The sequence below is a fragment of the Candidatus Zixiibacteriota bacterium genome, assembly GCA_040752815.1.
Classification (GTDB): Bacteria; Zixibacteria; MSB-5A5; order GN15; family FEB-12; genus JAGGTI01.
In genome coordinates this window covers 1-4,634 of sequence record JBFMGC010000094.1, presented here as the reverse complement: position 1 = coordinate 4,634, position 4,634 = coordinate 1, and the positions used below count along the sequence as shown (strand labels likewise).

4 protein-coding genes are annotated in these 4,634 nt (G+C 56.9%); all 4 read left to right on the top strand.

What is annotated here, in order from left to right; translation table 11 throughout:
- On the top strand, positions 1-1,144 hold a 1,144-nt coding region (locus AB1772_13185; protein MEW5797295.1), incomplete at its 5' end, for an Ig-like domain-containing protein.
- Between the two features lie 127 nt (positions 1,145-1,271).
- Positions 1,272-1,889, top strand: coding sequence for a YiiX family permuted papain-like enzyme (locus tag AB1772_13180; GenBank protein MEW5797294.1), 618 nt, complete (start codon positions 1,272-1,274; stop codon positions 1,887-1,889).
- A gap of 15 nt (positions 1,890-1,904) precedes the next feature.
- Entirely contained in the window at positions 1,905-2,408 is a 504-nt protein-coding gene (locus tag AB1772_13175) for a peptide deformylase (protein MEW5797293.1), read from the top strand.
- A gap of 165 nt (positions 2,409-2,573) precedes the next feature.
- Positions 2,574-4,634: hypothetical protein (locus AB1772_13170; GenBank protein ID MEW5797292.1), on the top strand; the 2,061-nt coding region annotated here is incomplete at its 3' end.

The window sequence follows — 4,634 nt, the reverse complement described above, 5'->3', positions numbered from 1 at the left end:
CACTACCCCGGCGCCGAACGACTCTGCCACCGTTAATACCCACATCTCGATCATCTTTTCAGAGAAGATGAATGTCGCCACCTTGAACGCCGGGACGATTGTTTTTGAGCCGTCAATCCCGGGAAGTTTTTCAATCCAGGCATCGCGACAGGTGCTGATTACTCCAGCGCAACCGCTGGATACCTTTGTCACCTATACCGCTACGGTGACGACCGCAGTCGCCGATAGTTCAGGCAACCCAATGGCAAGCGACTATGTCTGGCAATTCCGCACCGTGCGGGATTGGATTCCGCCGCAGGTACTGATTGAGCGGCCATCCGACCATTCAGTCTTTACTGATTCGGTGCAGGTCGCTGCAGCGGCGTCAGATAACGACGGCCTCAGCCATATCGAGTTCTACGCCGACGGTGACCTCGTTCATAACGCCATCAACGGCGCCTCCGACTATTACGAATTCACCTGGCGTCCCAGCGGCCTGATCATGGGCTCGCAGCATGATCTATACGCGGTTGCGTATGATCTTGCTGGCAACGCGGCTCACAGCGATACTGTGGTCGTCCATTACCTGTGGCGCCTTCTCGCGGAGGATAACAACGAGGCCATCCCCCGCAACCTCGCCCGAATCTACGCCCGAAGTACCCGCACGCAACTGCAGTTTCGTGTGGAGACCTGGACCGGATGGGGAGATTACAAGTCGCCGACCGAGGGAATCGACGTAGCCATCTTTCTTGACACTGATCAAAATCCGGCAACAGGGCAGACCAGAGCCGACAACGGCACGAAGCCGATCGGCGATATTGGAGCCGAGTATCGGATCGTAATCGGCAATCATGGCGACGTGGTCGATCAGTGGACCGGATCGGGCTGGGTTGACAATGGCAATGTTGAGAATCTGGTTATTTCCAACAACTCCGATTTCTTCGAGGTCTCGGTTTCGCTGGGTGGGATCAACGCTCCGTCGGGAGTCGATCTAATTGTCGCCAATGTTATTCTGAACACTGCCCAATGGGACTGGGCGCCTAATGTCGATAACGTGCCCCCCGATCATGTCACGCTGCTGATTGACAATTCGTACTCCGGCGCTCCACCTCAGACCCCGCCGGGTATCGCGACTGCGCGGCCCCTGCAAAATGTGTTCGACTAAGCCCGATTCTGTCGGGTCGTAATCCCAAGACAACGTCGGCTCCTCCTCACCACCGTCCTTCTTTACTTGACAAGCCGCCCGTCGTCTTACCTATTGTAGCGATAAACTTTCAGCACGGAGCCCGATAATGACTCGACCCATTGCAGTCGTAGGTTTAGCATTTATACTTGCCCTTATAAGTTGTTCGTACTTTTCCGGCTATGCCCCGAAACCGGGGGACATCGTTTTCCAGGACCTCAACTCTCCCCAGGCCCAGGCAGTCAAGCTCGCGACCGGCTCGCAGTACACCCACTGCGGTATTATCTTCGAGCAAGACAACAACTTCGTGGTCTACGAGGCTGTTGGCCCTACTCGGGTTATTCCATTGCAGGACTGGATTCGGCAGGGCGTGAAAGGGCACTTTGTGGCGCGCCGAATAGACACCCTGCTCGCACACCTCACGGATGAGTCTCTGGCGCGCATGCGCCAAGTCGGCGAAAGCCACCTGGGCAAACCGTACGACCCCGTGTTCAACTGGAGTGACTCACAGATGTACTGCTCCGAACTGGTTTGGAAGATCTACCGCGACGGTCTCGGCCTGGAACTGGCCCCGCTCCGTAAGCTGGGCGGCTACCAGATCGAACACCCAGCGGTACGGCAGAAGTTGCGTGAGCGGTACGGCGATTCTATTCCGCTCCAGGAACCGGTAATTGCCCCCGCCGATTTGATGGCATCAGAACGTCTCAAGCAGGTCTACTCCAACTAACATGAGGTAGTTGTCATGGCGGTGCGCGAGATACTCATCCTCGGCGATCCCAGGTTATACGAAAAATGTAAGCCGGTCCGGCGCGAAGAGCTGGCCGGGCTTCATTCAACTTTCGAGGACCTCGGCAATACCCTGCTCGATTTCCGCAAGTACAACGGTTTCGGCAGGGCTATAGCCGCCCCGCAGATCGATGTCCTGAAGAGACTGGTGTACTGGCATGTTGATAGACCTCAAGTGATCATCAACCCGGTTCTCAGCGATCTCAGTCAGGAGACATTCGAGCTGTGGGACGACTGCCTGAGTCTCCCCGAACTCGTGGTCCGTGTCAACCGCCACCGCTCTTGCACTGTGCGGTTCCTCGATGAGAACTGGAACGAGCAGGTCTGGCAGCTTAGCGACGACCTGTCGCAACTCATGCAACACGAGTATGACCATCTCGAAGGGATTCTCGCTACCCGGCGGGCAGTTGATTCCTATTCGCTGGCGTTCCGCTCGACTTTGGTCCGGCAGGACATATAGAGCCCCTGGTTGGCGTTACAGGCGACGTGCCTTGAGGTCGTCTTCATGGGCGGCTCCAACCACCGGCACAGCAGGCCAAATCCCGCTAAACAAATCGCCCTGCTCCGGCGTATATTGTAACTATAACGGCGGCACAAACACAATTAGCTTGTTAGGACCCACATCATGAGACACGCTCTGCAAATCATCGGCATCGCTCTAACAGGGATGCTGCTTACGTCAACGGCTCGGGCGGACGAGTTCCTCGAAAGCCTGGCCCCCGATCAGTCCGTTCACGGTTTTCGCACGGCCAACCTGTACGACAACGCCACCGGTCAGGCCATGGGAGCCCGGTTTATGTCGGAGAAATACGGCTTCACTGTTGACCTCGTGCAAATCGAGTCCGTGCCGCAGGCTTTCTACTGGATAAAAACTCCGATCACCGCAAGCCGCGGCGAACCCCACGCCTGTGAGCATCTGCTGCTCGGCAAAGGCCGTCGCGGGCAGTACGTTGCTGCACTCGAGGACATGACGCTCTCCAACAGCACCGCTTACACCGAACAGTACCGTACTTGCTATCACTTTAACACGGTCGCCGGCCCGGAGACCTTTCAAAAGGTGTTCGAGGCCAAGCTGCAGGCACTCCTGCATCCCGATTTCAGCGACGAGGAAATCCGTCGCGAGGTCTGCCATATCGGTGTGGTGGTCGATCCTGAAGACAGCACGCTGTCGCTCGAAGAAAAGGGCACTGTCTACACCGAGATGGTCAGTTCGTTTGAACGTCCGTACTACAACACCTACCGCCGCGTGTATCAGTTGGTATACGGCCAAGACCATCCATTCACTCATGTTTCAGGCGGCGATCCCAACGTCATGCGGAGCATGACTCCCCAGAACATGTGGGACTTTCACAAGGCAACGCATCATCTGGCCAACATGGGCGCGGTGATTTCCATTCCGCGGAGCGTGTCTATAGGCGACTTCCTCCGCCAGTTGAGCGCCACCCTCGACCGTTGCCAGGACTACCCAGACTCAAGCGCCTTACCTGGAATCGGCAAGTTCTCGTTCCCATCGCATCAAGCCGCTCCATCGGGGACGAGCCTGCTGGTCAACTATCCCAGCGACCGGGCCGAAGACCCCGGCTACTTGCTGTATTCCTGGCCCGCTGACCTGGCGCTCGACTTCCGCGAGCAAGCAGTACTCACCATCTTTCTTGACGCCTTCGCCAACGGCGAAAACTCCGACCTGTACAAGCTGTTTGTCGATTCCAGAACCCGGAGTACCAATATCGGCGCCACCGCCGTATCCGGCTGGATCGAAGAAGACTTCGGGCTCCCGATCAGTTTTGACGTCACAGGTGTAACCAGCTCGCTGATAAACCAGCGCCTGCTGGACAGCGTGGCAGCGATGATCATCGACGCAATCCGCGGGGTGCACGATCTCGCTGACAACACCCCGGAACTGGTCGATTTTAACACCCGCGTTCGCAACCGATTGATCGAATTCCGCAAACGGATGGAGAATAACCTCAATCAGCCCCCGATGTTCGGATTCCGGTCCGGCCCGGCGGGAGCCTGGCTCAATGTCATGAAAGACCTTGAGAGCTCTCCCGGCTTTCGCAAGTCCCTCATTCTGATGGACCGGATCGTATATATCGACTCGCTGCTGAACCTGAGTGGCAACATCTGGCGAGAGCGGATTGACGACTGGCGTCTGCTAACAGTTAAGCCGTACGCAGTGGGCGCCACACCCAGCGCGGAGATTGTCAAGGCCAATGCCGCCGCCAAGGAAGCGCGACTGGCCGGGTATGTCGAGGACTTCAAGAAGAAGTACGGGGTAGCCGACGCTCAGCAGGCAATCGCCCGCTACAAAGCGGAGTTCGATGCCAACACCGCCGTAATCGCAAAGGCGAGCGCGGAGATTACGATGCCGGAGTTTATCCCTAACCCTCCGATGACCCTCGATGACCAGCTCGACTACCAAACAATAAAGCTGGCTAACAACGTGCCTCTGGTGGCTTCGACATTTGATAACATGACCTCGGCTCGAATCGGGCTGGCGCTTCGTCTTGACGTCATCCCCGAATCCCTACTCGTATATGTTCCGTTTCTCCCCAGCATGCTCAACCAGATCGGCGTGATCCGCGACGGCAAGGCGGTAACATTTGACGAAATGCAGGAGCGGCTGCGGCTCGAGGTTCTGAATCTAAGTGCGTACTTCTCTCACGGTTATTCCACGGGACGGGCC